Origin of the sequence: Acinetobacter sp. YH12126 (assembly GCF_013418745.1) — a bacterium.
GTDB classification, from domain to species: domain Bacteria; phylum Pseudomonadota; class Gammaproteobacteria; order Pseudomonadales; family Moraxellaceae; genus Acinetobacter; species Acinetobacter amyesii.
In genome coordinates, this window is record NZ_VPBM01000008.1 from 76,253 (window position 1) to 103,166 (window position 26,914).

Sequence of the window (26,914 nt, forward strand, 5' to 3'; positions counted from 1 at the left end):
GAGGTAATCGTATGACCAATTTGAATGTCCGAAAATATGTTCGGCCTGTATTGTTGATAATTGTGCTATGTGGCGCATTACTTGCGCTGAAACATATTTGGGACTATTACAATTCGGAACCTTGGACGCGTGATGGGCGGGTACGTGGTGACGTGATTCAAGTGTCATCGGATGTTTCAGGTTTGGTCACAGACGTTTTAGTTCAAGACAACCAACAAGTGAAAAAAGGCCAAGTGCTGTTTCGTATAGATGTGGCACGTCAAGCCTTGGATGTTGAGCAAGCCAAATCTGACCTGGCGAAAGCCAAAGCAGGACTGGCAGGGGCTGAAGCGCAGCTTGCTGAAGCCAAAGCCAATCTAGTGAAGTCACAAGCCAATATCAATCTTGCAGATAAAAATGCAAATCGTTATGCAAGTTTGATGGACGGTGCGATTTCAAAACAAGAACAAGATCAAATATTTGCAGTACGTGATCAATCCCATGCAGAGCATGAGCAAACTCAGGCCGCGATTGAACAAGCCAAAGCCAGTGTGGTGCAGCAAAAAGCCCTAATTGAAGCGGCCAATAGCAGTTTGCATTTGGCTGAGTTGAATTTAAACCGTTCGGAAGTGGTTGCACCAACAGATGGAACTTTGTCTAACTTTGAACTCAAAGCAGGGAATTATGTCAAAGTCGGCCAAGCCGTAGCAGCCTTAATTGACCGTCAACAATTATATGTTGTGGGATATTTTGAAGAAACCAAACTGGATAAGATCTATGTTGGCGCACCAGCAACAATCCAACTGATGGGAAGTTCTGAAGTTTATAAAGGCCATGTACAAGGCGTTGCAACAGGGATTGAAGACCGTGAACGTACCTCGACTGATGGTTTACTGGCTAATGTCAATCCAACCTTTAGTTGGGTCCGTTTGGCACAGCGTGTACCAGTGAAAATTGTACTGGATGAAGTACCGCATGATCAGTTGGCTTTTGTCGCGGGTCGAACCACCACGATTCATATTGTGGATAAAAACTAAGTTATCCCCAATCATTTCATTTGCGCAGCATCGAGTGATCAATCTTGCGCATAAAAAAGCATCCTTTTTCGGATGCTTTTTTATTTGCCTGTTTGTTGAAAGCGCTTAAGGTTTTAGCCCGACTGGATTTCGATACCAACTTTCAATAAACAATGCTGCAGCAAGGCTGTCGGCAGAAAGATTCTTCGCACGGCCTTGGGCTTGATAATGATCTAATTCATCACGCGCTTCACGTGTCGTTAAGCGTTCATCGACCATCAAGGTTTCAATATTGGTTTGGTGGCGAAGGCGTCGTGCAAATTTACGCGCACGTGTGGAGAGTTCAGATTCGCTATCATCCATATTGAGCGGTAGACCCACGATGAACAAATCCGGCTGATACTGTTTCACAATCTTGAGTAGATTATCCCAATTGGGAATGCCATCTTTCATGGGAAAGAGTGGCAGGGGATTTGCACTTTCAATCAGGGCTTGTCCCACAGCCATTCCTGTTTTTTGTGTGCCAAAGTCAAAGGCCATAATCATTTGATATTGTGGTAAATCAGGCATGTCCAATCTCAGATGATAACCACATGCGGTCTACGCCCATTTTTTTATAGGCAGCATCCCAGCGGTCGTCATAAGGTAAGTTAAATATTAAATCCATGTCTGAGTCACAAATGAGCCAATCACCCCGAGCAATTTCTTTTTCTAATTGGCTTTTACCCCAACTGGCATAGCCTAGAGCCACCTGATAACGACCCACACCTTCATTGTGTGCAATCGCATCTAAAATATCTTTAGACGTGGTAATACAGACATTTTCACCTACAGCAATAGACGAATGCCATGTCGGTTGACCAGTATGAAGAACAAAACCTGCCTCTGGGCGCAAAGGTCCACCTTGCAACACTTCATGAGGATGCACATTATCTGCCTCAATTTCCAAATCATTCAAGAGTTCTTTGATCTGTAAACCTGATGGACGATTAATAATGATGCCTTGGGCGCCATCTTCATCATGTCGCGCTAAATAAATCACCGTATTGGCAAAGAATTCATCGTTCATTTCGGGTGGAGCAATCAGGCAGCGGTGTGTGAGGTATTGTTTAGTCACCTAATGGCTTCTCCTTATTGGGGTAAGTTTCATTCTTGGGGGGAATTGCATTCGAATAACGTTGTATTTATCAACATACTAGACTCACAAGTTTTCAACAATGAGTTTTTCTGCAAATTCAATATTTGTCATGCTCGACCAGTGAGGGACATGCTAAAAATCTTCATCGTGCAGGCGGGTCTGCAATGTGGTGAATTGTGAAGCGATGATTGGTGATTTGAACAACAGCAGTACAAAAGTGAGGAGAAGATATACGTGATGGATGACTGAGATTGCTTAAAATAGCAGGATAAACTGAGGGTAAAACAATGACACATTATTCAAAAATAATAGGGATGGCACTCTGTGCAAGCCTACCTATTTCAGGCTTTGCAGGAAGCGCTGACTTACAAAAACATGAATCTCAGGTGATTAAAAAATATAAAAACTTAAATTTTTATGAGGTCAATGAAACGATAGAACGTGAAATTGTGGATGTCATTGCGGCAGATCCGAGCAGTTTTCACTACGGATTTACGCAACTCGAAAAGCAAGGTTTTGTTCATGTGCAATATTCACCAGATAAAAAACTTAAATTTTATAGTTTTGATGTGTCTGGCGGAGGCACGATGGGGGAGTGGAGCAGCTATGTGCAATATGCAACGGGAAAAACGCAACATTTAGATCAATTTGACTCAGGCTATATCAATCAAATTTTGCCGGTCAACATCCAAAATAAAACCGTATATTTGGTGAAGAGTTATTATAAAGGTGATAATTGCAGTGGACTACATCATCTAAGAGCTGTTGAAGTTGGACCAAAACAGTTACTTAAATCTTATGTATTTCAAACTAAGCAAAAGAAACTAGATCAAATCTCGGTAGATTATGGCTGCCATTATGAAACCGATCGTCGTAGCGGTAATGAATATCTCAAAATCAGTCCGAAACACGTGGATGTTATGTTACTCAATCAACAACATCAGCCGCAGTATAAATATTTACGCTATAGCTTGGGCTCAAAAGGCTTTGTGTATCAGGGGATTTTCAAATAGTGTATTTAAGAAAAAAGCCTGTGTACTTTGAATACACAGGCTTTTTTGAAAGCATCAAAAATTAACTATGTTGAAATTTTAATTGTCGCAACTGTTTTGCGTGTTGTAAGGTCGTTTGACTAATCTCCACACCACCAGTCATTCGAGCCAGCTCTTGGATCCGATCATCTTCTTCTAATTCGATAATGGTACTGCTTGCAGGATCCGTTTGACGTTTTTTCACCAAGAGATGTTGGTCAGATTGGGCAGCGACTTGGGCTTGGTGAGTAATACATAAAATTTGAACATGCTGTGCCAAATCAGCCAACAAACGCCCGACAATTTCTGCCGTTCCGCCACTGATCCCGACATCAATTTCATCAAAGACTAACACTTCGGATTCGGTTTTTTCAGCATTCATCACTTGCATGACTAAGGCAATACGTGACAATTCACCCCCCGATGCCACGCGTGCTAAAGGCTGAGCAGGAATCCCTTTGTTTGCGGTGAACAGCAGTTGAATAAAGCTCAAACCTTCACTTGAAGCTTGTTCTAGAGGCTCAAATTTAAATTCAAAATGAGCCTCTGGGAGCGCGAGCTGTTTCACTTGTTCAGTCAACTGCTTCGCCAATGGGGTAGACGCTTCACGACGAATATCATCCAAATGCTGTGCTTTAGTTAAAAAGTCTTGATGAGACACTTCCACTTGTTCAGCTAAGGTTTCAGGATCCTCAAGCTGATGTAATTGTTCAAGCTCAAGTTGCCACGCATCATAATCATTTTTTAAGTCTTCAGGCTGAGTACGATATTTACGCGCTAAGCGATGAAAAACTTCCAGTTTGGTATTTAATTCGTCCATACGTTCAGGATCAAAACTTTGACGATCAATAAACTGACGTAAATTTGCGGTGGCATCTTCAATTTCACTTTGAGCGTTCAGTAGCGACGTATAAATTTCAGAAAGTTGTTCACTACGTCCTGCATGCGATTCAATTCGACGAATGATCGCGCCCATTTCTTGATTGATATTTTGCTCGGCATCATCGAGGGCATTTAGACCATAGCTACAGTCTTGCATGATATGTTCATGATGACTGAGACGGTCAAATTCTTGCTCGATTTCCTTGTAGTCTGTTTGCACAAGGTATTCAAGTTCTTCTAATTGAAGTTCAAGCGTTTCTATCCGTTGCTTACGTGTGGCTTGGGCATCGAGTGCTGCTTGGTGCTGTCGAATATCCTTTTGCCACTTGCTATAGGCATCACGAACGGCTTGAGCCGGCTGATAAAAATTGTAATAGCGATCTAGCCAATGTTTTGGATAGGGCGGTTCTAAGAGTTGTTGTTGGCTGTGTTGGCTATAGAGTTGTACCAATAAGCGGCCAATTTCTTTTAACTCAGATAAGCTGCTCGGACGTCCATTAATCCATGCTTTGCTACGACCTGTTGCAAAAATCACGCGACGTAAATGGATTTCTCCAGACTCATCATCCAGCTCATGTTCTTTGAGCCACAGTGCTTCAGGACTGTGCTCTTGGTAGCTAAAGGTCGCTGTCACATCGGCTTTGTCTGATCCATAGCGCACATAGTTGGTGTCTGTTCGTTCACCTAAACATGCTGATAGTGCGTCTAGCAGCAAAGATTTACCAGCACCTGTTTCACCCGTCAGGACGTTAAAGCCTTGTTCAATGTCGATGGCTAAATGGTCGGCTAATGCAAAATTGATCAGAGTTAAATGTGTCAGCATAAACGCATCCGAGCTGCGAAAAGTTCTAGTTAAAGATAATTAAGTTTTGTTTTGGTCACAAGATAAGTTTTATTTTAAGATGACGAAAAACCTCATAATTCTATCCTAAATTTCAGTTTAATAAGAAATTAGTTTCGTATCTGCCGTAAGCACGCAGTGTAGTGATGCAAAGAGTAAATGATCTTGCATAACGTGAGCTTAAACCATCCAACATTTTGCTAAGTTCTCACAAAACACGTTTGTGTATGTATTCTTGTATCTAATCTAAAGTGTTATTGCCTTAAAACGTCATGATTTGGTCTCTTAAATCCGTCCATATAATTCATTATCCATGTATATCTGTGAAATGATTTTGCAGCGTTTCTATAGACCCTAACTAGGACTTTAGTGGATGAAATAAATAAAGTATTTTGTACAAAAGTACAGTTTGTTTTAGATTCTCAATGTCAAGATAGTGAGATGGTATTGGGACATATCCACTTCTCAGATTTTTGTAATTATCTATCTCAAAATTTTCAACACTGATTGATTAGTTTTTGCAGCACAATTAAACTACTTCGATCAAAATATTATAAATATGCTTTATCTGGAGAAAACGCATGTCAGCACAGTTTGATCATGTATCAGTCATCAAAAAATCAAATGTTTATTTTGGCGGTCTATGTATCAGCCACACTGTGCAATTTGAAGATGGAACCAAGAAAACACTGGGTGTGTTGCTTCCAACTGAACAAGCGCTGACTTTTGAAACCCATGTACCTGAACGTATGGAAATTATTTCAGGTGAATGTCGTGTTCAAATTGCTGATAGCGAAGAAAGCGAACTATTCCGTGCGGGTCAATCATTCTACGTGCCAGGTAATAGCCGTTTTAAAATTGAAACAGATGAAGTCTTGGATTATGTGTGCCACTTAGAAGGCTAATAATTCAATCCATTTAGGCACAGTTTTTTAACTTCAAATCGGTTAAACTATGTGTCATAGCATAAATCCTGTAAAGCTTGCTTTGCAGGATTTTTCTTTTTGATAACCTAAGCTGTGCGCTGGGTGATCATACCCTGTTTAAAAGTTTATCGAAGTTTGCAAATTAGAGGTCGTTCATGGCGAAACCGGAATATTATTATGGCGTTCATTCAGTGGAGTCATTACTGGAACTTGAGCCAGAACGCGTATTAACTTTATTTGCGTTAAAAGGACGTGATGATCAGCGTTTAAAACGTATTTTTGAGTTGGCAGAACCGTTTGGTGTCAGCATTCAAAAAGCTAGCCGTGATAGTTTGGAAAAACTTGCGGGACAACCGTTCCATCAAGGTGTGGTCGCGGCTGTACGCCCCCATCCAGTCTTAAACGAAAAAGATTTAGAGGCTTTATTACAAGCCAATCCCAATGCGTTGCTATTGGCTTTAGATCATATTACAGACCCACATAACCTTGGTGCATGTATCCGTACAGCAGCAGCTATGGGCGTTGAAGCCGTGATTGCACCGCGTGATCGTTCAGCGACACTTACCCCAACAGCCCGTAAAGTTGCTGCTGGTGGTGCTGAAAAAGTGAAGTTTATTCAGGTGACCAACTTGGCACGTACATTGGCTCAAATCAAAGAAGATTTTAACGTGCGTGTGGTCGGCACCATGCTAGATGAAAAAGCGTTGCCGATTCAAAAATTTGACTTCACTGGTACGGGTGTATGTGTGGTGATGGGCGCTGAAGATACAGGTTTGCGTCCTATTACGCAGGCGCAATGTGATCAAACTGTTTTCATTCCAATGGCTGGTAACTTGCAAAGCTTAAATGTCAGTGTCGCAACCGGTATGGCATTGTATGAAGCATGTCGTCAACGTAATAATGAATTGAAATAGAAGTGATGATGTCTCCCCAAAAGCAAGGTTATTTATATGTTTTCATTACCATGTGTATTTGGGGCGGATTCACCTTAACAGCGCGTTTAAGCGCCAATTGGGGAATCAGTGCTTGGGATATCACGGCACTTCGGTTTGCTTTGGCATTTTGCATCTTAATGCCAATTTTGATTTATAAAAAAGATACGGCTTTTTTATGGAAGAAAGAGCCTTTTATCCTCGCCATGCTCGGCGGGGTGACCTATTGTTTAACAGCCTATAGCGCATTTCATTATGCTCCTGCGGCCCATGCTGCAATTTTCCTCAATGGTTGTATTCCCTTATGTACGGCCATAGCCGCGTTTCTGATCTTCAAACAGCCGATCGATAAGCATACGTGGATCAGTGTGGTGATTATGGTCTCTGCCATTAGCTTAATGAGCTATTTAATGTACGTCGAGACTGGTATGGCATTTGGTTTAGGTGATTTGCTATTTTTTATCAGTGCCATTTGGTGGGGGATATTTACGGTATTGCTTAAGCAATGGAGGCTCTCTGCTTGGCATGCCATGGCGGGGGTTGCGGTTTGGTCTGCCGTGGTATTCGTGCCTATTTATCTACTATTTTTCCCTAAACATTGGTCTGACCCAGAGCCATTGCAACTCATTGGACAAGTTATCTTTCACGGTATTTTTGTGGTGATTATTGCGACTTTAACGTATGTAGAGGCGATCAAGCGTCTGGGTGCATTTAAAGCCGGAAGTATCGTAACTTTGGCACCTTTTATTGCTGCAATTTTAGCGGTACCGCTGCTGAATGAACCCTTAAGTTTTGCAATTGTGTGTGGATTGGTCGGGATGGGGATTGGAGCGATTCAACCTTGGAAATGGTTGGGACGAAAGGATAGTCTAGAGCAGCAACTCGAACAACAAAAAAAGCAGTCTGAGTAAGACTGCTTTTTATTTAGCTTTTTTCAGCGTGCGCTAAGTACTTAAGATGCAATGGCTGAAGCTGCGCATAAAGATGATCTAAATGACCATCATTCAGCACGATATCATCGGCGATTTTTTGCTTTTCCTGACGTGACATTTGTACGTGAATAATTTTTTGGATTTGCTCGATAGTTTGACCATCACGCTGTGATGCACGCTGAATTTGCAATTGTTCTGTGGCATCAATAAGTAAGGTGTGATTGGTTAATTCATGTTGATTGGTTTCAAATAACAGCGGCGAAACCAAGATGACATAGGGGCTGGTGGCTTCATTTAACTGTTGGATAATGGACTGACGTATTGCAGGATGGGTAATGGCTTCAAGTGTTTGACGTGCTGTAGGATCTTTAAAGATATATTCACGTAAAGCGCGCCGATTTAACTCACCATTCGCAAGTAAAACCCAATCACCAAATTGTTGTTGAATCTGAATCAGTGCGGGTTGCCCCGGTTCGACAACCTCGCGAGCAACGATATCAGCATCGACGACTTGAATGCCTTGGAGTTCAAACCAATTGCTTGCAGCAGATTTTCCGCTACCGATACCACCTGTTAAACCCAAGACAAATGTCATACAACGACCTTACTGACCCAAATAAATTTTCATAATTTGATCACCCCATAAAAAGGCGATCCATCCAGCGATGGCAATATAGGGACCAAATGCAAAAGGTTGGTTTTCTTTACGAACTTTGAGCAAAATAATGCCAATGATTGCACCTACCAGTGAAGAGAGTAATACAATCAGTGGGAGCAGGAAAGGGCCCATCCATGCACCCAACGCAGCTAAAAGTTTAAAGTCACCATAGCCCATGCCTTCTTTGCCAGTGATGATTTTAAATAAAAAGTAAACAATCCATAGGCATAAGAACCCGATGATATACCCCCAAATGGCTGAGGTTGCAGAGGTATAAATGGCATAGCTATTCACGCCAAGCCCGAGTGCAGCCAAAGGAAGGGTATAGCGGTCTGGTAAAAGTTGGGTGTCAAAGTCAATAAATGTTAAGGCAATCAATACATAAGTCAGCACTAGACCAAACAGCATTTGGATAGTTGGACCAAAAACTGCAACAACAATCAGCGCACAGATCATGGTAAGTAATTCGATCAGTGGATAACGGCTACTGATCGGGTTTTGGCAACTTCCACATTTTCCGCGTAACACGATCCAACTGATAACCGGAATGTTTTGATACCAACGAATGGGCGTTTTGCATTTTGGGCAGGTTGAAGCAGGTGTGCTCAGTGTGATCTTTGTTTCGTCAATAATCGGTTGATCCGGATGTAAAAACAGTTGGCAATCCGTACGCCATTCTTGTTCCATCATCTTTGGTGTGCGGTAAATTACCACATTCAAAAAACTACCGATGCAAAGACTAAAAATCCCAACTGCGATATACATCGCAATTGGGGTATTAATTAAATATGTTATTAATTCTTGCATTAAACCACAGAACCCATTTGGAAGATTGGAAGATACATTGCAATCACAAGACCACCAACGAGGACACCTAGTACCGCCATAATTAAGGGTTCCATCATCGAGGTTAAGCCATCTACGGCATTATCCACTTCATTTTCATAATGCGTTGCCACTTTATCTAGCATAGCATCCAAGGCACCGGATTCTTCACCAATAGCCACCATTTGAATCGCCATAGATGGGAATTTATCGGTGACACGCATAGCAAATTGCAGTTGTTGACCAGTCGCCACATCTTCACGAATTTTCATGACCGCTGTTTCATAGACCACGTTGTTGGTTGCACCTGCAGTTGATTCGAGCGCATCGATTAAGGGTACGCCCGCGGCGAATGTGGTTGCCAAGGTACGGCTATAGCGGGCAATAATTGCTTTATAAACCAAATCACCAAAAATCGGTGCTTTGAGTGCAGCTTTGTCTAAGAAGTCTCTGAAAGCTTTGCTACGTTTTTTTGCTTCCATGAAACCAGCAATCACAGCGCCAATTCCAATGATGAGGAAGAACCAATATTTTTGCATCCATTCCGACATGTTCACTACCATTTTGGTAAAGGCAGGTAGGTCTGCACCAAACGATGAAAACAAGTCTTGGAATACGGGAACTACTTTCACCATCAAAATGATCGTCACAATAACAGCGACAACAATTACCGCAGCTGGGTATTTCATGGCTTTTTTAATTTTTTGCTTAAGCAATTCACTTTTTTCTTTGTAAATTGCAACACGGTCTAGCATAGTTTCAAGTGCACCCGACTGTTCACCTGATTCAACCAAGGAGCAAAATAGGTTATCGAAATACTGCGGATATTTTCGCAGCGCACCGGCAAAGGTATTACCGCCTTCAACTTCACCTTTGATCCCCAGGACCACTTCACGCATGGCTGGGTTTTCTAAGCCTTCCGCTACGATTTCGAACCCCTGAACGAGCGGTACACCGGCTTTCATCATGGTTGCAAGTTGGCGCGTGAATACCGTGATATCCAAAGTGGATACTTTCTTTTTCATCAAGCCTTCGAGAATGTTTTTACGTTTTTCTCGAATGGTTTTAATGGTGATGCCTTGCTTACGTAAAGTGACTTTAGCTAAAGCCATATTACGCGAAGGCATTTCCCCTTTGATTTTCGCCCCTTTGCGATCCACGCCTTCATAACTGAAGGTTGGCATCATCTGCGCTTTTTTTACAGCCATGAATTTATCCTTATTTTTAAATACTAATTCACTTACTCACTGGTCACACGATTGACTTCTTGAAGTGAAGTCACCCCCTGCATGACCTTAATTAAGCCTGAACGGCGTAAATTGTTGAAACCTGCTTGATTTGAAGCTTCGGCAATTTGTAAGGCATTGCCGTCTTCCATAATAATTCTTGAAATTTCAGGTGTCACTTTCATGACTTCGTAAATACCCACACGACCTTTATAGCCTTCACGGCATTCGGCACAACCCACAGGCTGGTATATTTGGAATTCTGGTGTATTTAAATCATCTTCGGTAAAACCAAGCTCCAATAGACTTTGTTTTGGTACGTCTACTGTTTCTTTACATTGTGAACATAGGCGACGTGCAAGTCGCTGCGCAATGACAAGGTTCACGGATGTCGCGATGTTAAATGAAGGCACGCCCATATTGCGTAGGCGTGTCAGTGTTTCAGGTGCACTATTGGTATGCAGTGTAGACATCACCATGTGACCCGTTTGAGCTGCTTTAATGGCAATTTCAGCCGTTTCTAAATCTCGAATCTCACCGACCATCACAATATCAGGGTCTTGACGTAAGAATGATTTTAAGGCTGCAGAGAAGGTGAGGCCGACTTTATTATTTACGTTGACCTGATTGATCCCTTCTAAGTTAATTTCCACAGGATCCTCGGCCGTTGAAATGTTGGTATCTTCACGGTTGAGAATATTTAAACCTGTATATAGAGATACGGTTTTACCGGAACCCGTTGGACCGGTAATGAGTAGCATGCCTTGTGGTTTTTCTAAAGCCTGCATGAACAGTTCTTTTTGATCAGGTTCATAACCCAACGCATCAATCCCTAGCATCGCACTAGACGGATCAAGGATACGTAGAACAAGTTTTTCACCAAACAATGTTGGTAAAGAGTTCACACGGAAGTCGATAGCTTTGTTCTTTGACAGCTTTAACTTGATACGACCGTCTTGAGGTATACGCTTTTCCGAGATGTCCATTTGTGACATGACTTTTAAACGTGAAGCGAGTCGTGTAGCGAGCTGCAAGGGCGGATTTGTAATTGTTCTTAACACGCCATCGACACGGTAGCGGACGCGATAGGTTTTTTCGTAGGGTTCAAAATGTAAGTCAGATGCACCCATACGAATTGCGTCGACTAGCAGCTTATTGATATATTTAACAATCGGAGCTTCATCCCCCGTTGCCTCATCTTCATCTTCTTTCGCTGGATCAATAGTTTCCTGTTCTAAATCAAGATCAAAGTCATCATCAAAGTCAAAAGTACTTTCTTCAGAAAAGTTCTGTTCAATTAACTTTTCAAGTTTGTCATGTTCAACAATAATGGTTTCAGTATTCAGCTTACTACCAAATCGAATGGCATCCACTGCTTCAATATTGGTGGGATTACTGATCGCAACGAATAATAAATTGCCATGTTTAAAAATAGGCAAAATGCGATGCTTGGTAATGAGTTTATCTTCAAATTCATCACGTATAATTAAAGACGTATCATAAGTTGAAATATCAAAAACCGGTTCACCGAACTCTATCGAGATGGTTTCTGCGATCAGGCGTGCTGAAAGGTGATATTCCTGAATCAAATGCGGCACGATATCTTGATGAGCCTTTTTTGAATTTTGCAGCGCTGCTTGCATTTTTTCGGCAGACAGATGCCCTTCGTCAACTAAGCGACGAATAAACCCCGTAAATCTTGAAGAACCTTGAACTGCTGTCATGCTTTTACTTGCCTATGCTTCAGTCTGTTTATAATTGGTATAGCAAAATTATACTTTTGTTGCACAAAAATACCATATCTTAAAGTGTTGTCACTAGCTAAGAATTGGTAAAAAGCATGAACCAGTCCTTAAATCTGCTTAATTTTTTTACAGAAAAGTGAAGATCTTGGAATGACTGGTGTGTTTCGAAGATGCAAATGTGTTGAAATTTATCTTCAAAATTATGAATTACGTGTAGAATGTGCCCGATTTCATCTTTGTCATGTGGGATAAATATGTCGGGTTCGACGATTACGCCTTGGGTAGTGGGTAACTGGAAAATGAACCCATTGCAAGCCGATGCTGGCGCACTTCTTAAGAATTTTAAGCAATTATTAGATGAACAAAATATTGCTGAAGCGGCATGTCATATTGGGGTTGCACCAACAGCTATTGCTTTGACCACGGTGCAAAATGAATTAGCACAAGCAAACCGTAATATTATGACCGTTGCACAAGACGTTTCTCGCTTCGCAGGTACCGGCGCATATACGGGTGAGCTCAGTGCAGAGCTATTAAAAGATTATGGTGTTGAATTTGTACTGATTGGTCATTCGGAACGCCGTGAAATATTCGCTGATCAACCGCATATCATTAATGAAAAAGTAAAAAATGCATTAAACGCAGGTTTGACTGTGATTTATTGTGTGGGTGAAAGCTTAGAACAACGTGAAAGAGGTCAAGCAGAACAGGTTGTGTTACAACAAATATGTGATATTGCTACTGTCGTACAAGCAGAGCAGTGGAAACAAATTGTGGTTGCTTATGAGCCAATTTGGGCTATTGGCACAGGTAAAACGGCGTCACCTGAAGATGCGCAAGCGATGCATGCTAAAATTCGTGAAGGTTTAAGCCAAATCACCCCAATGGGACTTCATACTGCGATTCTTTATGGTGGTAGTGTAAAACCTGAAAATGCAGTAGAGTTGGCAGCCTGTCCAGATATCAATGGTGCGCTGGTCGGTGGTGCATCATTAAATGCAGAGTCGTTTTATAAAATTGCTCAAGCATTTGCATATACAAAATAATTAGGAGTTCAGCATGCATACGTTTGTGCTGGTGGTACATATTATCTTAGCGATTTTAATGATCGTGCTGATTTTAGTTCAGCATGGTAAAGGCGCAGATGCGGGTGCATCTTTTGGTGGCGGCGGTGCTGCAACTGTATTTGGTGCATCGGGTTCGGGTAACTTTATGACCCGTTTGACTGCGATTTTAACGGCTTTGTTCTTCGTTACGAGCTTGACACTTGCTGTGTTTGCAAAGAAACAAACGACAGATGCTTATAGTCTGAATGCGATTTCTTCAGTACCGACTGCGCCTGCAAAATCGGCTGAAACTTCGCCAACTGCACCAAAAAGCGCTGAATAATTTATTTAGCACTTTCTTTTTTGACGTGTTGAGACTAGAATGCGTCACAGCTGCGGTGGTGGTGGAATTGGTAGACACGCTACCTTGAGGTGGTAGTGCTTTCGGGCGTGGGGGTTCAAGTCCCCCCTTCCGCACCAACTTATAATCCAGAACATAAGTTGGTGTATGCAGCAAAACTCTGTTGATGCGGGATGGAGCAGTCTGGTAGCTCGTCGGGCTCATAACCCGAAGGTCGTTGGTTCAAATCCAGCTCCCGCTACCAATCAATTCTATTTTTAAGATGCAAACTTTTAAATGGACAGCTTTTAAAGCTGAGAAAACTATTTGCATATTGATGCGGGGTGGAGCAGTCTGGTAGCTCGTCGGGCTCATAACCCGAAGGTCGTTGGTTCAAATCCAGCCCCCGCTACCAATCTTATATAGCACACAATCTATATAAGCAGTTTATCTGAAAGTCATTGTGATGTTGATGCGGGATGGAGCAGTCTGGTAGCTCGTCGGGCTCATAACCCGAAGGTCGTTGGTTCAAATCCAGCTCCCGCTACCAATCCTCTGAGATGCAACTCAGTAGGGCAATTCTTCAGGTTGTTTTAGATTGAAAATGACCAAGAAATTGTATATAATTTTTGCATGTTGATGCGGGATGGAGCAGTCTGGTAGCTCGTCGGGCTCATAACCCGAAGGTCGTTGGTTCAAATCCAGCTCCCGCTACCAAGTTTCTAAAAGAGGCTCACAACTAGGTGGGCCTTTTTGCACAGTGGACTATGGTTTTCTGTGTAATAATGGGGCGATTTACGCCCTTTTTTATTGGCTATCGTGTAGTGTCGACAGTATTTTGGTCAAACCGTCATGTTTCACTACTACTATAGTTTCGCATTGGTCTGTAGTGGTCATTTCGACCATCGAATCGCACAAATTTGACGAGAGTAAATGAAGCTATCAAATAAAACTCAAGCACTTCAGGACTTAATTGCCCCAGCGGTGCAAGCATGTGATGTAGAACTTTGGGGGATTGATTTCCAGCCTCAAGGAAAACGTTCACTGTTACGTATTTATATCGACCGTGAAGTTGATGAAAATGCAGAACCTGTCATCAATGAAGATGGCGAAGTTGAGCAAGGCCGTGGTATCGGCGTGCAGGACTGTGTTCGTGTCACTCAGCAAGTGGGTGCGATGTTGGATGTACATGATCCAATTTCAGGCGAATATGCATTGGAAGTGTCATCTCCAGGTTGGGATCGTCAGTTCTTTAAATTGGAACAAATGACGGCATACATTGGTCAGCAAGTCGCTTTGCGTTTGATCAGTGCTGTAGATAATCGTCGTAAATTCCAAGCCAAACTTGTAAACGTAGACCTTGAGAACGAAATGATTCAGGTTGAAGTTGAAAAGCAGCAAGTGTTGGATATTGACAGCCACAATATTGATAAAGCAAATCTGGTTTTCCAAGATTAATTTAATAAATAAGAATCTGAACGAATAGGTGACTTATGGCTCGTGAAATTCTTACCGTAGTAGAAACGGTTAGTAACGAAAAAGGTGTAAGTCGTGATGCAATTTTTGAAGCGCTTGAACAAGCTTTAGTTGCAGCGACTAAGAAGAAATTCTACGAGGGAACTCACTCGGAAGAAGCTCGTCTACGTGTAGAAATCGACCGTCGTACTGGTGATTACCGTACTTTCCGTCAATGGGAAGTGGTTGCCGACGAAGATCACGAAATGCCAGCATGCCAAGATGCGATCTCTGATGTAGATCCTGCAAAATGGGCAATTGGGGATATCCGTGAACTTGAAGTTGAATCGATTGATTTCGGTCGAATTGCGGCACAAATTGCGAAACAAGTGATTGTTCAAAAAATTCGTGAAGCAGAGCGTGCACTAATTGCAGATGCTTACGAATCTAAAGTTGGTGAACTCATCTACGGTGAAGTGAAAAAACAAACCAAAGATGGCTTTATCATTGATTTAGGTGACAATGCAGAAGCATATCTTGCGCGTGAAGAAATGATCGCTAAAGAAATTCTACGTCCTAAACAACGTGTAAACGCGATTTTGTTTAACGTAAACCGTGAAGGCCGTGGTGCTCAGTTATTACTTTCTCGTTCTAAACCAGAAATGCTTATTGCATTGATGAAGAAAGAAATTCCTGAAATTGCTGAAGAAATCATTGAGATTAAGGCTGCTGCACGCCAACCTGGCGTTCGTGCTAAAATCGCTGTGAAAACAAACGATCACCGTATTGATCCTGTAGGTGCATGTATTGGTATGCGTGGTACACGTATCCAAGCAGTTCAATCAGAGTTAAATGGTGAGCGTATTGATGTAGTCGTTTGGTCTGATGACGCGGCACAGTACATTGCAAGTGCTCTAGAGCCTGCTGATGTATCAGGTATCGTGATTGATGAAGAAGAACGTACTGCAGATATTATTTTTGCAACAAGTGATCAGTTAGCACGTGCAATTGGCTCTCAAGGTCAAAACGTACGCTTAGCATCTGAATTGACTGGTTACAAGCTCAATATGATGCTTGAAGAAGAATATCACGCACGCCAACAAAACGAAGCGCAACAATATTTAGATATGTTTGTTACACGTCTAGATATTGATGAAGACTTAGCGATGGCGTTAGTTGAAATGGGTTTCACATCATTAGAAGAAATCGCGTATGTTCCTGCGGAAACATTCGATGAGATCGAACTTGATGCTGAAACTGTTGAAATGCTACAAGGTCGTGCAAAAGAAATTGCATTGGCTGATGCATTGAAGCAACAAGAAAACATCCAAGAGCCAAGCGAAGAGCTTGCTGCAATGGAAGGCGTGACTAAAGAAATCGCATATGCGCTTGCCGCTCGCGGTGTGGTAACTGTAGATGATCTTGCAGATCAAGCCACTGACGATATCTCTGATATCGAAGGTTTAGGTGCTGAAAAAGCAGGTCAACTTATTATGAAAGCGCGCGAATCATGGTTTAACTAGGAGGTAATATATGACGGACAAGTCGATTAAGGAGTTAGCTCTCAGCGTGGGTCGTCCAGTTGAGAAGCTACTGGAACAGGTTCGTGATGCGGGTTTACCACAAACTAAACCTGACGATATTATCTCCACTGAACAACAAAATGCCCTCGTTAACCATTTGAAAAAAGTTCATGGTCAGGATGCGGGCAATGCAGGACAAATCACGTTGAAACGTAAAACTACCAGTACTGCTAAAGTGGCGAGTACATCGGGCAAGGCAAAAACGATTAATGTAGAAGTTCGTAAGAAACATACATTTGTTAAACCGGATCCTGAGCAAATTAAAGCTGAAGCATTAGCGAAAGCACAAGCTGACCAACAAGCACGTAAACAGGAACCTAAGGTTGAAGCGAAAGCTGAAGAACCGAAGCAACAACCAGTATCTAAAGCGAAACAAGCTTTAGAAGCAATGCGCGCTGCTGCGAAGCAAGAACATGCGAAGCAAGAAACACCGAAAGCTGCGGTTGTTGTAAAACGTAAGTCAAACAACAAGCCAATTACAAAACCTGTTGAAACTCTAGAACAGAAAAAAGCACGTGAAGCTCAAGCAGCACAATTGAAAGCTGTAGAAGAAGCGGCGCGTCGTAAAGCCGCTGAAGAAGCGCAACAACGTACGCTTGAGCAAATGCGTCAAATGGCGTCTAAGTATTCTAACGAAGACACTACTGCGACCATTCGTGTTGTAGATGATTCTCCGCTTGCTGCCGGCCTTGTAGGTCAGGCATATGAAGATTCATTTGCGAAAGAAGACCGTGAAATTAAACGTGGTACCAATACCAACAATTCACGTTCACCTAAAAAAGGTGGTCGTCGTGGCGAAGAGCAATCTTTCCGTGATAACTCACATAAACGTGGTTTGAAAACAAGTCAAGCGAACAAGCATGGCTTTGAAAAACCAGTTAAAAAACAAGTTTATGATGTTGAAATTGGTGAAACAATTGTTGTTGCTGACTTGGCTGCGAAAATGGCGGTTAAAGTTCGCGAAGTTATCAAATCACTCATGAAAATGGGCGAATTGGTTACTCAAAACCAAGCGATTGATCAAGAAATTGCAGCACTTGTTGTTGAAGAAATGGGTCACAATCCAGTACTTGTTTCGGATACACAAGCAGAAGACAACTTACTTGAAGCAGCTGAAGAAGCGCGTGGTGTCCAAACCACTCGTCCGCCAGTTGTGACAATTATGGGTCACGTTGACCATGGTAAAACATCACTTCTTGACCGTATTCGTCGCTCTAAAGTGGCTGCAGGTGAAGCAGGTGGTATCACACAGCATATTGGTGCTTACCATGTGAAAACTGAAAAAGGTATTATTACTTTCTTAGATACACCGGGACACGCAGCATTTACTGCAATGCGTTCACGTGGTGCGAAATCTACAGATATCGTAGTGTTGGTTGTTGCAGCAGATGATGGTGTTATGCCACAAACTGCGGAAGCGATTGACCATGCACGTGCAGCAGGTACGCCAATTATTGTTGCTATCAACAAAATGGATAAAGAGTCTGCTGATCCAGATCGCGTATTGAATGAGTTGACGACGAAAGAAATCGTACCTGAGCAATGGGGCGGTGACGTTCCCGTGGCAATGGTTTCTGCGCATTCAGGTGCAGGTATCGACGAACTTCTTGACTTGATCTCAATTCAAGCCGAACTTCTTGAGCTTAAAGCATCTGAAGAGGGTGCAGCACAAGGTGTTGTAATTGAAGCACGTGTAGACAAAGGGCGTGGTGCGGTAACATCGATTCTTGTTCAAAACGGTACATTGAAAGTGGGTGACCTTGTTCTTGCAGGTTCGTCATACGGTCGTGTACGTGCGATGACAGATGAAAATGGTCAACGTATTAAATCTGCTGGTCCTTCGATTCCTGTGGAAATCTTGGGTCTACCAGAAGCGCCAATGGCAGGTGATGAAGTTCTTGTTGTAAATGACGAGAAAAAAGCACGTGAAGTTGCTGATGCGCGTATGGATCGTGAACGTCAAAAACGTCTTGAACGTCAATCTGCGATGCGTCTTGAAAATATCATGGCGTCTATGGGCAAGAAAGATGTGCCTATTGTCAACGTGGTATTGAAAACAGACGTACGTGGTACTTTGGAAGCATTACACGTTGCACTTGCTGAACTTGCAACTGATGAAGTGAAAGTACGTATTATTGGTTCAGGTGTTGGTGCGATCACTGAGTCTGACGTAACACTTGCTGAATCTTCAGAAGCGGTTCTTCTCGGCTTTAACGTACGTGCTGATAATACTGCACGTCAAAAAGCTGATGCTGATGGTATCGACATTCGTTACTACTCGATCATCTATCAATTAATTGATGATGTGAAAGATGCGATGAGCGGTAAATTGGCGCCTGAACACCGTGAAACAATTCTGGGTGTTGCTGAAGTACGTGAAGTGTTCCACTCAAGTAAATTCGGTGCTGCTGCAGGTTGTATGGTACTTGAAGGTACATTACACCGTAATAAACCGATTCGCGTATTACGTGATGACGTGGTGGTATTCCAAGGCGAGCTTGAATCTCTTCGTCGCTACAAAGATGTGGTTGAAGAAGTTCGTGCTGGTATGGAATGTGGTCTTGCGGTGAAAGGCTATAAAGACATCAAAGCACAAGATAAGATCGAAGTGTACGATGTTCAATTGATTAAACGGAGTCTTTAATGGCGGGTAGTCAACGTCTGAAGCGTATGGCGGATACAGTACAACGTGAGTTGTCAGAACTGATCCGTCAGGAGCTGAAAGATCCACGCTTAGGTGGTCTTGTGACCATCTCTGCCGTGAAGGTGAGCCCAGACTTAGGATATGCCGAAGTTTATGTGACTGTAATGGGGCGTGAGCTAGGCGATGAGCAAAGTGAAGCTGCAAATATAGAAACTTTAGATGTCTTGAATAAAGCATCTGGTTTCTTGCGTCATGAACTGAGTCGTCGTATCAAAACACGTATTACGCCACGTTTGCGTTTCCATTACGACAAAACAAATGCTTATGGCAACTATATGTTTGGTCTAATTGCGGAAGCGGTCAAGGACTTACCTCCTACTGACGAAGCAAAAAAAGATGATGAATAATTCAGTTCGCTGAATGAAAAAAGCCACCTTCGGGTGGCTTTTTTATGTTTGAATAGCAGTAACTTAAAAACTCAATCACTTTAAAATTATAATGTGCTAATGAAAGACAGGTCGAACATGATATTCAATCCGCCTATCTGTAAAAACAATGAAATGAAAAAAAATCATGCTATTGAGCAGCATATTACTCATCACTATGCCAAGTTGGGCATGTTTAAATACCTATGTAGAAGATTTTTATACATCTGATTCACAAAAAGAAAATCAATGCGAAGAACATCATGACGAAAAATTGAATAACTTTGTATCAAGGCATCCTAGCCCAATAGACTATCAGGCAGAAAATGATTATGCCGTACATCAGATCTACGCAGGCCGTTACGATTTAGCCATTAAGGTTTTACGTGCAATTGGAAATTGAGCATCCAGGTTTACCGAAGACGGCAGTGAATTTAGGCACAGCTTATGAGTTGATCGGCAATATTAAACTGGCCAAAAATTGGATTGCAGAAGGTATGAAGCGTGATCCATTGATACATCTTGGCAGTGAATGGATTCATCTGAATATTTTAGAAGCCAAAACCAAGCGCGCGACACCAAAATATTTTCATGAATATCCATTGTTAAATGTACATTATGGAACAGGCTATGTTCCTGATGCGCACTGGAAGAATCAGCGCAAACCCACAACAGCGGAATACGATGCCATACGAGAACAGGTCAGCTTACAAATCAGTGAGCGGAAGAATTTTGTTTCAAGACAGGATGCCGTGATGGCACAGCTGTTTTATGAATTGGCGAATCTTGAGATGAGACAGAATCAGCCTGGCTGGTATAACAATTTTCAAAGTAGTTTTGAGACTAACTTACTGATTGATTTAGCTAGGCAGTATGGTTTAAAAAAAACACCTTATAACCAAAAACGTTTGCAATATATGGCTCAAGGGAATGTAATTGAGAAATTATGGATGAAAATTAAAGATTTTTGGGCTATAAGGGATAATCAAAACTGGATCTAGATTTAATCCAGATCCTCCGGTTTTGAATGGACTTTAGAGTGAAATGCACGGCGGCGAGTTCGCTGCCAAGGAAGAGGGCGATTAAGCGCTTCTGGTGCATCACCACTCATCGAGCGCAGTCGTAAATGTAATGCGGCTTGTGCCATGAGGTTTGCAGAAACCGGTGCAGTGATAAAAGCAAAAAGCGTGATCAGGATTTCTGCAAATCCAAAACGGCCTTGAAATGCCGCATAAATAATTGCAGCTATTAGAAAACTTCCTAAGCCTAAGGTGCTCGATTTGGTCGGTGCGTGCAGACGCATAAATAAGTCGGGTAGGCGAACCATGCCAATACCGCCGACCAACATGAAAAAAGCGCCAATAACCAAAAAAATCGAGACCAAAATTTCCATGACTAATTGCATATTAATGTACTCCTAGTCGATGACGTGGCCAGTGGTGAAATATCGTGCTAAAGCGGCTGTAGACACAAACCCCAGCATGGCAACCAATAAAGCCCCTTCAAACATCGATGTACTTGCCCAATAAATACCTAAAATGACAATTAAACAGGTAGCATTTAAAAATAAGGTATCTAAAGCAAGTAGCCGGTCTACGATTGAGGGTCCCATCACCAAGCGAATGAGACACAGTAACATCGAGATCGTCACAGCAACTAAACAGATGCCAAGCGCATACGGTAAAATTGTCATGCGGATTCTCCTGTATCAGCGCCAAAAATGAGGATGAGAGGGCGTTCATAGCGCTCTTTAATGGTTTGAATTTCCGCTTCAGGGTCATCCGTGCTCAGCGCATGGACCAAAATATCACCACGGTCTTGGTCAATCCCAGCAGACACCGTACCGGGTGTGGTGGTGATGATCATCGCAAGTAAAGAATTGACTTCCTCATGCTGTGTATCGAGAGGAACACGGAACCATTTCGGATGAAGTTTATGTGTTGGCCCAAGGACGAGTTTTGCAACATGGATATTACTGACAATAATATCCCACAGCACCACAAAGAATAATTTACATGCCGCCAGCCAGTTGATATTCGGCGTTCGGTCAATAAAAGGGCGAACCATTCGCGGAATAACAATGGCTAAAACCAAGGCCATACAGAGTGTGGCCGCATCTAGACTGTGCGCCAACATAACCCAGCTCAGACCAACCATGACTGATACCAATGGATGCGGAAACCAGCGATTTAATACAGATGTTTTCGCCATGTTAAGGTGCCTCCATCGGTTTTAGTTGGGTCTCTTCAGGTAGTTTTTCTTCTTGTTGCTGTCCCTGAATTTGGCGTTGCTTGTACTCAGAAATATGCTCGCCATGTAGAGTTTCAGGTGCGATCAATGCAGGAATGAGGTGTGCATTTGGATCGGCTGATTCACCACCATATTTGGTTTCAGGTAAATTTTCAGGATCATAAGGTTGAACACTGATGATTTGGCCTTCTTCATCCTTTTTCAGTAGCAACGATTCATATAATGGATTGTCTTGAATTTGCTGTGCAGTTTTGTAGGTATAGTCATAGATCGGCGCAGCAAAAACCATATATCCCACAAGCGCTGTTAACAGCAGATAAATGGTTTTGTCATTACGAAGCGGTGCCTTATTCGGCAAAGCCTGATAACGCTGATATTCTTCAGTATCAATATCATCTTCTGGGCGAGATGAACGCCAGAAAAGCACAAAACCAACTCGGGTGAATGCGATAATACTGAGTAAACTCACCAACAAAACAATTAAAATAATCATGACTTGGTAAGGTGAATTGGCTGTTGCTTGTAAGATAAATACTTTACCCAAAAAGCCGCTAAATGGTGGTAGACCAGCCATCATCAACGCAATGATGAAATAGCAGACAGCAACTGTATTATGCTGTTTCATGCGGGGCGCAATTTTAAAATGATCTTTAAATTCGCCGCGTTGTGAGGTAATCCAACCCGATAGAATATAAAAAGCTGCACCAATAATGGTACTGTGAATCAGGTAATAAAGTCCTGCAGCCCATGCATCCGTATTAAAGAGTGAAATCGCAACCAATATTGTCCCGATAGAAGACAAAATCATAAAACCGACAAAACGACGTAAACGATCGGTTCCGATAGCACCATAAGCACCATAGAGCGAGGTTACTAAGCCAATCGGTAACAGCCACTGTTGTAAGATTTCACGGCTAATCCCATCGTCAAACACAGTACCATTGACACGGAGAATGGCATAGATGCCGACCTTGGTCATAATGGTGAACAAGGCTGCGACAGGCGTGGTTGCCACAGCATAGGTCTTTGGTAACCAGAACCCTACAGGCAGCATTGCAGCTTTGATGCCAAAGACGGTAAACAGTAACAATGCACCAGCCACTGCGATACGATGTTGATCCGCTTCAAGCAAAGGCATAAGTCGTGCAACATCAGCCATATTTAAGCTACCTACACTGCCGTAAATCATCCCGAGTCCAATCAGGAAAAGGGCAGAGGCAAATAGGTTAATGGTGACGTAATGAATACCAAGCTGAAAACGTGCTTTGCCTTGACCATGTAAGAGCAAAACATATGATGCCATCAACAGGATTTCAAAGAACACAAACAGGTTAAATAAATCGCCTGTCAGGAACGCACCACACAAACCCATCAGTAAGAAATGGCACATGGCATGGAAATAACGACCACGTTCGTCCCATTCTTTGCTAGCAAACCACATCACTGGCACAGCAAGTCCATAGGTTAGCACCAACATGAAAGCAGAGAGTCGATCTAAGACTAAAACGATGCCGAATGGTGCGGCCCATTCACTCAAGTTATAAACCAAAACTTGACCAGAGCTGGCAATCATCAAATAACTGATGGATGTGATCAGTCCGAGGATACCAGAGACATAACTGATTCCGCGACGCCAAGGTTGTCGCCAGTCATGCGCCAACGAGCCAGAACCGGGGTTGCCCAGCAGGACTAAAATAAATGCAGTAATTGCAGGAATTAAAATACTGAAAATCGGGCTATGCGTAGTCCAAAATTGGATGAAGTCATGCATTATGGCTCATCCTCCCGCGGGTCAATTTGCGGTATTTCTTCTTTGGAGTCCACATGATCTGTTCCAGTTTCATAGCGGCTACGCAGAGCCAATTGTACGATAAAGGCAGTGGTCGCAAAGCCAATCACAATGGCTGTCAGGACCAAGGCTTGTGGTAAAGGATCGGTCGCTTTGGTGGTTTCAGTTAACACGGCAGGTGCGTTGACATGAATACGTCCCATGACAAATAAAAATAAGTTCACGGCATAGCCAATCATGGCTAAACCCAGTACGACAGGAAAGGTACGTGCCCGCAAAATCAGGTAGACCCCTGTTGCAGTCAGTAAGCCAATGGCTGAAGCGAGTAAAAATTCTAAACTAATCATCTTATTCGCCTCTTGGAACTGGACCAGACATACTCGAGTGACGCGAGTCGCCTAAGACGGAAATCATTAACATCGTCGCGCCCACAACGGTGATGTAGACACCTGTGTCGAAGAGGGCAGCGGAGGCAAGGTGCATTTCACCTAAAATGGGTGGCGATACATAGATATGAGCACTGGTCAGGAATGGACGCCCCCATAGCCAAGCCGCGATACCTGTCAGCCCCGCAATGGTTAAACCAATACCAATCCAAACTTCATATAAGCGACCTGATTTTGCACCAATCAGTTGTTCAGCACGGTCTTGGCCGAGCGCAATATATTGAATCACTAAGGCTAAAGAGGTAATTAAGCCTGCAATAAAGCCACCGCCTGGTAAATTATGACCCCGTAGGAAAATATATAAGCTGATGACGAGTGCTAAAGGCAAAATCCATGATGATGTAATACGGAACATCAGTGGTGACGGATTAAAACGATAGGTCAGACCTTGCGTAATGGTGGTACCATGAGCACGCATACCATCCATCATGCACAGCGTACCAATTGCGGCAATTCCCAGTACGGTAATTTCACCAAAGGTATCGAAGCCACGGAAGTCGACCAAGATCACGTTGACCACATTGGTACCACCACCAAGTGGGATGGATTGCTGCATAAAGAACCATGAGATGGAATTATGATCGCGGGTCATGATCAGCCATGAAATCCATGCGATCCCTAAACCTGCAATAATCGCAATTATTGCATCTCGCCAACGACGAGACACACTCGACTCATAAGGGGTGAGCTGTGGTAATAATGATAAGCTCATGAGTAAGAGCACGGTGGTCACCACGTCAACAGTAATCTGCGTGAGCGCCAAATCTGGAGCGGAGAAACAGATAAACACCATAGTCACAACCAGACCGACTGCACCACTGATGAGGACGGCTTTAATCCGTTCATGGTGGAACCAAAGCATCATCCAACATGCAGAGAATAATAATAGCCACAGAACGATTGCGATGATTGGTGCATGTATCAGTTCACGGCTGCCTGTGCCGATACCTTGCAGCCAAAATGGAACGATGACGATGGCTACACTAAAGATTAAAATCCACAATACATAGCTTTGTAATTTGCCGTTTTCAGTAAAGCGACGGAATTTTCTTGAGCTGAGTAAAAGATATTTTAAAAATAAGTCGAACAGCACTTTACCTTGCAAACGACCCAAAAATGGATCTAAGTCGATCCGCCGTAATTTGCCGCCCTTTGCCAATGCGAAGTAGAAAATTAAACCACCCAATAGTGCTATTACACTCATCAAAAGCGGTGCATTTAAACCATGCCAAATCGCTAAATGTGTACCTTCAAACGCAGGGTTTTGAATACTCGCACGTGCTGTGCTGTTGACTATATGCTCAACCAATAGGGCAGGGAATAATCCAACTAAAATACATAAAGCAGCCAGTAAGGTTGCTGGTGCGCGCATACCAAACGGTGGTTCATGTGCTTCTTTATTGGGAACTTCTTTCCCCAATGGGCCATCAAAAAATACCCCATGAACCAAACGTACCGAATACGCGACAGCAAAGATACCGGCAAAGGTGGCAATGATGGCTGACACGATCATCACTGGCCCAGTCAGGTTGGCTAACAGTTCAGTAAAGAACATCTCTTTAGAAAGGAAACCATTGGTTAATGGGACACCTGCCATAGAGGCCGCAGTGATCATGGTCAGCGTTGCGGTAAACGGAAGTAATTGCCATAAACCAGAGAGTTTTCGTAAATCACGTGTGCCTGATTCGTGGTCAATAATCCCCGCGATCATAAATAGGGCTGCTTTGAAGGTCGCATGGTTAATGATATGGAAAATGGCAGCGGCAACTGCGAGGGGAGAGCCGATCCCGAGTAAGCAAACAATCAGACCTAAATGACTGATGGTGGAATAGGCCAACAGCCCTTTTAAATCTTCTTTGAAAATGGCAAAGAAAGCCGCCATACATAAGGTAAATAAGCCAATAAAGGTGACCAAGTTGTGATACAACGCCGCACCTGCAAAGATCGGCAATAAGCGTGCAAGCAAGAAAATTCCGGCTTTCACCATTGTAGCAGAGTGTAGATAAGCCGAGACGGGGGTCGGTGCCGCCATGGCATTTGGCAACCAAAAATGGAAAGGGAACTGCGCACTTTTGGTAAATGCCCCCATTAAAATTAATAGGAGTGTGGGCACAAAAAGTGGATGCTGCTGAATTTGGCTACTCATCGTCAGGATTTGGTCAATCTGATAGGTGCCCGTGATTTGCGCCAATAGGATAAAACCACCCAGCATACATAAACCACCCATACCTGTAATGGTCAAAGCCATTCGAGAGCCACGCTGAGCAGCGTCGTAATTGCTCCAATAACCGACCAAAAGGAAAGATGAAATACTGGTGAGTTCCCAGAAAATGAGTAATAAAATTAAATTATTAGACAATGAAATGCCGAGCATGGCAGCCATGAACAGCATCAATAAAACATACAGTTTACTGAGCGAATTCTTTGGACTTAAATAATAGTAGGCATAGATATAAATTAAGGTGCCGATCCCGGTAATGAGCAGGGAAAACAATAAGCCCAGTGCATCGAGACGGAAGCTGAAATCTATGCCAACTTGAGTGAGCCATGGCCATGTTTGAATGATGGTTTTGCCATTAAATACATCTTGAGCCTGACTCAATAATAAAACTAAACTGCTGAGGCTGACGCCAATCGCCCCTAAAGCTGTTACCCCGCGAGAGAATTGCTTCAACCACGAGACAAGTGTTGTGCCTAGTATTAACGGTAACAATATAATAATCGGTAGCACACTCGTATCCATTGTCATGATTAGGCGGTGAAACCTAGGTGTATTTCATCTTTCAAGGATTACAGGACAGCAAA

The 26,914-nt window shown here is 42.8% G+C and carries 26 protein-coding genes and 5 tRNA genes; 18 read left to right on the forward strand and 13 right to left on the reverse strand.

Annotated elements, in window-relative coordinates:
• Positions 1 to 11 precede the first annotated feature (11 nt).
• Positions 12 to 1,016 carry an HlyD family secretion protein gene (locus FTU62_RS07490; protein ID WP_180102312.1) on the forward strand — a complete coding sequence of 335 codons (1,005 nt, stop codon included), beginning with the start codon at positions 12 to 14 and terminating at the stop codon, positions 1,014 to 1,016.
• 105 nt (positions 1,017 to 1,121) lie between these two features.
• Here the strand turns inward: FTU62_RS07490 and ruvX are convergent, their stop codons facing one another.
• Positions 1,122 to 1,565, reverse strand: coding sequence for a Holliday junction resolvase RuvX (gene ruvX, locus FTU62_RS07495; protein WP_078192570.1), 444 nt, complete (start codon positions 1,563 to 1,565; stop codon positions 1,122 to 1,124).
• Positions 1,558 to 2,112: a YqgE/AlgH family protein gene (locus FTU62_RS07500; protein ID WP_180102313.1), complete on the reverse strand. Its 555-nt coding sequence runs from the start codon at positions 2,110 to 2,112 to the stop codon at positions 1,558 to 1,560. Before FTU62_RS07500 ends, ruvX begins: the two co-directional genes overlap by 8 nt.
• Before the next feature lie 308 nt (positions 2,113 to 2,420).
• On the opposite strand from FTU62_RS07500, the gene FTU62_RS07505 reads away from it, so the two are divergent.
• The gene (locus tag FTU62_RS07505) at positions 2,421 to 3,146 is read left to right on the forward strand and encodes a hypothetical protein (protein WP_180102314.1); all 726 of its coding nucleotides are present in this window, start codon (positions 2,421 to 2,423) and stop codon (positions 3,144 to 3,146) included.
• A 61-nt stretch (positions 3,147 to 3,207) separates the two neighbouring features.
• On the opposite strand, the gene recN is transcribed toward FTU62_RS07505, so the two are convergent.
• Positions 3,208 to 4,869 (reverse strand): DNA repair protein RecN, encoded by a 1,662-nt coding sequence (gene recN / locus FTU62_RS07510; protein WP_180102315.1) that lies wholly within the window; start codon positions 4,867 to 4,869, stop codon positions 3,208 to 3,210.
• Between the two features lie 599 nt (positions 4,870 to 5,468).
• On the opposite strand from recN, the gene FTU62_RS07515 reads away from it, so the two are divergent.
• From FTU62_RS07515 to FTU62_RS07525, 3 genes are all read left to right on the forward strand, one after another.
• The gene (locus FTU62_RS07515; protein ID WP_067763086.1) at positions 5,469 to 5,792 is read left to right on the forward strand and encodes a pyrimidine/purine nucleoside phosphorylase; all 324 of its coding nucleotides are present in this window, start codon (positions 5,469 to 5,471) and stop codon (positions 5,790 to 5,792) included.
• A gap of 176 nt (positions 5,793 to 5,968) precedes the next feature.
• A complete protein-coding gene (rlmB, locus tag FTU62_RS07520) occupies positions 5,969 to 6,727 on the forward strand; it encodes a 23S rRNA (guanosine(2251)-2'-O)-methyltransferase RlmB (protein ID WP_180024258.1) in 759 nt (252 codons plus the stop codon).
• A gap of 8 nt (positions 6,728 to 6,735) precedes the next feature.
• Positions 6,736 to 7,656 (forward strand): DMT family transporter, encoded by a 921-nt coding sequence (locus FTU62_RS07525; RefSeq protein WP_373886335.1) that lies wholly within the window; start codon positions 6,736 to 6,738, stop codon positions 7,654 to 7,656.
• A 13-nt stretch (positions 7,657 to 7,669) separates the two neighbouring features.
• On the opposite strand, the gene coaE is transcribed toward FTU62_RS07525, so the two are convergent.
• From coaE to pilB, 4 genes are read right to left on the reverse strand one after another with little or no spacing between them, the layout of a single operon-like run.
• Positions 7,670 to 8,272, reverse strand: a complete 603-nt coding sequence (coaE, locus tag FTU62_RS07530) for a dephospho-CoA kinase (RefSeq protein ID WP_180102317.1) — start codon at positions 8,270 to 8,272, stop codon at positions 7,670 to 7,672.
• Between the two features lie 9 nt (positions 8,273 to 8,281).
• On the reverse strand, positions 8,282 to 9,142 hold the full coding sequence (locus FTU62_RS07535; RefSeq protein ID WP_180102318.1) for an A24 family peptidase: 861 nt from the start codon (positions 9,140 to 9,142) through the stop codon (positions 8,282 to 8,284).
• Positions 9,142 to 10,368 (reverse strand): type II secretion system F family protein, encoded by a 1,227-nt coding sequence (locus FTU62_RS07540; RefSeq protein ID WP_078192563.1) that lies wholly within the window; start codon positions 10,366 to 10,368, stop codon positions 9,142 to 9,144. Before FTU62_RS07540 ends, FTU62_RS07535 begins: the two co-directional genes overlap by 1 nt.
• A gap of 32 nt (positions 10,369 to 10,400) precedes the next feature.
• Complete coding sequence (gene pilB / locus FTU62_RS07545; protein ID WP_180102319.1) at positions 10,401 to 12,110, reverse strand: type IV-A pilus assembly ATPase PilB; 1,710 nt, start codon at positions 12,108 to 12,110, stop codon at positions 10,401 to 10,403.
• Between the two features lie 275 nt (positions 12,111 to 12,385).
• Here pilB and tpiA point away from each other — a divergent pair, with 275 nt between their 5' ends.
• From tpiA to FTU62_RS07610, 13 genes are all read left to right on the forward strand, one after another.
• Complete coding sequence (gene tpiA / locus FTU62_RS07550; RefSeq protein ID WP_180102320.1) at positions 12,386 to 13,177, forward strand: triose-phosphate isomerase; 792 nt, start codon at positions 12,386 to 12,388, stop codon at positions 13,175 to 13,177.
• A 13-nt stretch (positions 13,178 to 13,190) separates the two neighbouring features.
• Positions 13,191 to 13,520: a preprotein translocase subunit SecG gene (secG, locus tag FTU62_RS07555; RefSeq protein ID WP_078192560.1), complete on the forward strand. Its 330-nt coding sequence runs from the start codon at positions 13,191 to 13,193 to the stop codon at positions 13,518 to 13,520.
• A 52-nt stretch (positions 13,521 to 13,572) separates the two neighbouring features.
• A tRNA-Leu gene (locus FTU62_RS07560) sits at positions 13,573 to 13,657 on the forward strand.
• A 48-nt stretch (positions 13,658 to 13,705) separates the two neighbouring features.
• Positions 13,706 to 13,782 (forward strand) — tRNA-Met (locus FTU62_RS07565).
• 73 nt (positions 13,783 to 13,855) lie between these two features.
• Positions 13,856 to 13,932, forward strand: a tRNA-Met gene (locus tag FTU62_RS07570).
• 58 nt (positions 13,933 to 13,990) lie between these two features.
• Positions 13,991 to 14,067, forward strand: a tRNA-Met gene (locus FTU62_RS07575).
• Positions 14,068 to 14,157: 90 nt separating this feature from the next.
• Positions 14,158 to 14,234 (forward strand) — tRNA-Met (locus FTU62_RS07580).
• A 216-nt stretch (positions 14,235 to 14,450) separates the two neighbouring features.
• Positions 14,451 to 14,975, forward strand: a complete 525-nt coding sequence (gene rimP / locus FTU62_RS07585; protein WP_078192559.1) for a ribosome maturation factor RimP — start codon at positions 14,451 to 14,453, stop codon at positions 14,973 to 14,975.
• 35 nt (positions 14,976 to 15,010) lie between these two features.
• Positions 15,011 to 16,495, forward strand: coding sequence for a transcription termination factor NusA (gene nusA, locus FTU62_RS07590; RefSeq protein ID WP_078192558.1), 1,485 nt, complete (start codon positions 15,011 to 15,013; stop codon positions 16,493 to 16,495).
• Between the two features lie 10 nt (positions 16,496 to 16,505).
• Complete coding sequence (gene infB, locus FTU62_RS07595) at positions 16,506 to 19,199, forward strand: translation initiation factor IF-2 (RefSeq protein ID WP_111884116.1); 2,694 nt, start codon at positions 16,506 to 16,508, stop codon at positions 19,197 to 19,199.
• Positions 19,199 to 19,606, forward strand: a complete 408-nt coding sequence (locus FTU62_RS07600; RefSeq protein WP_180102321.1) for a ribosome-binding factor A — start codon at positions 19,199 to 19,201, stop codon at positions 19,604 to 19,606. The genes infB and FTU62_RS07600 overlap by 1 nt, the downstream gene beginning before the upstream one ends.
• Positions 19,607 to 19,772: 166 nt before the next feature.
• Positions 19,773 to 20,027: a hypothetical protein gene (locus tag FTU62_RS07605; RefSeq protein ID WP_180102322.1), complete on the forward strand. Its 255-nt coding sequence runs from the start codon at positions 19,773 to 19,775 to the stop codon at positions 20,025 to 20,027.
• Complete coding sequence (locus FTU62_RS07610) at positions 20,011 to 20,625, forward strand: hypothetical protein (RefSeq protein WP_180102323.1); 615 nt, start codon at positions 20,011 to 20,013, stop codon at positions 20,623 to 20,625. Before FTU62_RS07605 ends, FTU62_RS07610 begins: the two co-directional genes overlap by 17 nt.
• Before the next feature lie 2 nt (positions 20,626 to 20,627).
• Here FTU62_RS07610 and FTU62_RS07615 read toward each other — a convergent pair whose 3' ends face one another.
• The 6 genes from FTU62_RS07615 to FTU62_RS07640 are packed head-to-tail and all read right to left on the reverse strand — an operon-like array spanning position 20,628 to position 26,852.
• The gene (locus tag FTU62_RS07615) at positions 20,628 to 21,029 is read right to left on the reverse strand and encodes a Na+/H+ antiporter subunit G (RefSeq protein WP_168378199.1); all 402 of its coding nucleotides are present in this window, start codon (positions 21,027 to 21,029) and stop codon (positions 20,628 to 20,630) included.
• Between the two features lie 12 nt (positions 21,030 to 21,041).
• Positions 21,042 to 21,317, reverse strand: coding sequence for a monovalent cation/H+ antiporter subunit F (locus FTU62_RS07620; protein WP_078189410.1), 276 nt, complete (start codon positions 21,315 to 21,317; stop codon positions 21,042 to 21,044).
• The gene (locus FTU62_RS07625) at positions 21,314 to 21,835 is read right to left on the reverse strand and encodes a Na+/H+ antiporter subunit E (RefSeq protein WP_180102324.1); all 522 of its coding nucleotides are present in this window, start codon (positions 21,833 to 21,835) and stop codon (positions 21,314 to 21,316) included. The genes FTU62_RS07620 and FTU62_RS07625 overlap by 4 nt, the downstream gene beginning before the upstream one ends.
• Before the next feature lies 1 nt (position 21,836).
• Positions 21,837 to 23,645: a monovalent cation/H+ antiporter subunit D gene (locus FTU62_RS07630; RefSeq protein WP_180102325.1), complete on the reverse strand. Its 1,809-nt coding sequence runs from the start codon at positions 23,643 to 23,645 to the stop codon at positions 21,837 to 21,839.
• A complete protein-coding gene (locus tag FTU62_RS07635) occupies positions 23,645 to 24,010 on the reverse strand; it encodes a Na+/H+ antiporter subunit C (protein WP_078189407.1) in 366 nt (121 codons plus the stop codon). The genes FTU62_RS07630 and FTU62_RS07635 overlap by 1 nt, the downstream gene beginning before the upstream one ends.
• 1 nt (position 24,011) lies before the next feature.
• Positions 24,012 to 26,852: a monovalent cation/H+ antiporter subunit A gene (locus FTU62_RS07640; protein WP_180102373.1), complete on the reverse strand. Its 2,841-nt coding sequence runs from the start codon at positions 26,850 to 26,852 to the stop codon at positions 24,012 to 24,014.
• Positions 26,853 to 26,914 lie beyond the last annotated feature (62 nt).

What these genes read in the sequence shown, in the direction of transcription:
- FTU62_RS07635 (WP_078189407.1), bottom strand. Translation starts at nt 24,010, where the DNA reads ATGATTAGTTTAGAATTTTTACTCGCTTCAGCCATTGGCTTACTGACT.
- FTU62_RS07535 (WP_180102318.1), bottom strand. Translation starts at nt 9,142, where the DNA reads ATGCAAGAATTAATAACATATTTAATTAATACCCCAATTGCGATGTAT.
- FTU62_RS07630 (WP_180102325.1), bottom strand. Translation starts at nt 23,645, where the DNA reads ATGCATGACTTCATCCAATTTTGGACTACGCATAGCCCGATTTTCAGT.
- pilB (WP_180102319.1), bottom strand. Translation starts at nt 12,110, where the DNA reads ATGACAGCAGTTCAAGGTTCTTCAAGATTTACGGGGTTTATTCGTCGC.
- FTU62_RS07525 (WP_373886335.1), top strand. Translation starts at nt 6,736, where the DNA reads ATGTCTCCCCAAAAGCAAGGTTATTTATATGTTTTCATTACCATGTGT.
- FTU62_RS07640 (WP_180102373.1), bottom strand. Translation starts at nt 26,852, where the DNA reads ATGGATACGAGTGTGCTACCGATTATTATATTGTTACCGTTAATACTA.
- tpiA (WP_180102320.1), top strand. Translation starts at nt 12,386, where the DNA reads ATGTCGGGTTCGACGATTACGCCTTGGGTAGTGGGTAACTGGAAAATG.
- FTU62_RS07605 (WP_180102322.1), top strand. Translation starts at nt 19,773, where the DNA reads ATGCTATTGAGCAGCATATTACTCATCACTATGCCAAGTTGGGCATGT.
- infB (WP_111884116.1), top strand. Translation starts at nt 16,506, where the DNA reads ATGACGGACAAGTCGATTAAGGAGTTAGCTCTCAGCGTGGGTCGTCCA.
- FTU62_RS07625 (WP_180102324.1), bottom strand. Translation starts at nt 21,835, where the DNA reads ATGGCGAAAACATCTGTATTAAATCGCTGGTTTCCGCATCCATTGGTA.
- FTU62_RS07615 (WP_168378199.1), bottom strand. Translation starts at nt 21,029, where the DNA reads ATGCAATTAGTCATGGAAATTTTGGTCTCGATTTTTTTGGTTATTGGC.
- FTU62_RS07515 (WP_067763086.1), top strand. Translation starts at nt 5,469, where the DNA reads ATGTCAGCACAGTTTGATCATGTATCAGTCATCAAAAAATCAAATGTT.
- FTU62_RS07620 (WP_078189410.1), bottom strand. Translation starts at nt 21,317, where the DNA reads ATGACAATTTTACCGTATGCGCTTGGCATCTGTTTAGTTGCTGTGACG.
- secG (WP_078192560.1), top strand. Translation starts at nt 13,191, where the DNA reads ATGCATACGTTTGTGCTGGTGGTACATATTATCTTAGCGATTTTAATG.
- rimP (WP_078192559.1), top strand. Translation starts at nt 14,451, where the DNA reads ATGAAGCTATCAAATAAAACTCAAGCACTTCAGGACTTAATTGCCCCA.
- FTU62_RS07490 (WP_180102312.1), top strand. Translation starts at nt 12, where the DNA reads ATGACCAATTTGAATGTCCGAAAATATGTTCGGCCTGTATTGTTGATA.
- coaE (WP_180102317.1), bottom strand. Translation starts at nt 8,272, where the DNA reads ATGACATTTGTCTTGGGTTTAACAGGTGGTATCGGTAGCGGAAAATCT.
- recN (WP_180102315.1), bottom strand. Translation starts at nt 4,869, where the DNA reads ATGCTGACACATTTAACTCTGATCAATTTTGCATTAGCCGACCATTTA.
- nusA (WP_078192558.1), top strand. Translation starts at nt 15,011, where the DNA reads ATGGCTCGTGAAATTCTTACCGTAGTAGAAACGGTTAGTAACGAAAAA.
- FTU62_RS07600 (WP_180102321.1), top strand. Translation starts at nt 19,199, where the DNA reads ATGGCGGGTAGTCAACGTCTGAAGCGTATGGCGGATACAGTACAACGT.
- FTU62_RS07505 (WP_180102314.1), top strand. Translation starts at nt 2,421, where the DNA reads ATGACACATTATTCAAAAATAATAGGGATGGCACTCTGTGCAAGCCTA.
- ruvX (WP_078192570.1), bottom strand. Translation starts at nt 1,565, where the DNA reads ATGCCTGATTTACCACAATATCAAATGATTATGGCCTTTGACTTTGGC.
- FTU62_RS07540 (WP_078192563.1), bottom strand. Translation starts at nt 10,368, where the DNA reads ATGGCTGTAAAAAAAGCGCAGATGATGCCAACCTTCAGTTATGAAGGC.
- rlmB (WP_180024258.1), top strand. Translation starts at nt 5,969, where the DNA reads ATGGCGAAACCGGAATATTATTATGGCGTTCATTCAGTGGAGTCATTA.